1 protein-coding gene is annotated in these 392 nt (G+C 54.6%); it reads left to right on the forward strand.

Annotated features, from left to right (window positions below):
* Window positions 1-334 (forward strand): transposase (locus ACX5KA_RS02900; protein WP_250263942.1); only part of this gene is annotated, 334 nt, incomplete at its 5' end.
* Between the last annotated feature and the right edge of the window lie 58 nt (window positions 335-392).

The raw sequence follows: 392 nt of genomic DNA on the forward strand, positions 1-392 counted from the left end.
GATAGCCACCATCCCGAAGGGCCAAAAGGAAGTCTGGAGCGATCTGGTCAGGGCAGTGGGAAACTGGCGCGAAGAGACCATGACCTACTTCGAGACGGACATGCCCGTCACCAACGCTTACACGGAGTCCATCAACCGACTGGCCAAGGACAAGAACCGTGAAGGGCGCGGTTACTCCTTCGAGGTGATGCGGGCACGAATGCTCTACACCACGAAGCACAAGAAGAAGGCACCGACTGCGAAGGTCTCTCCTTTCTACAAGAAAACCATCGGTTACGGACTGCCGGACTTCGCAGAGGAACTCAACTACGGAGTCGATCTATCAACCATCTGAGGGTGGTATCAGATTGATGGGGTGAAGGTGCCCCATCAACCATTAAATCCGTATACCC

It is taken from the genome of Alteromonas alvinellae, from assembly GCF_902705805.1.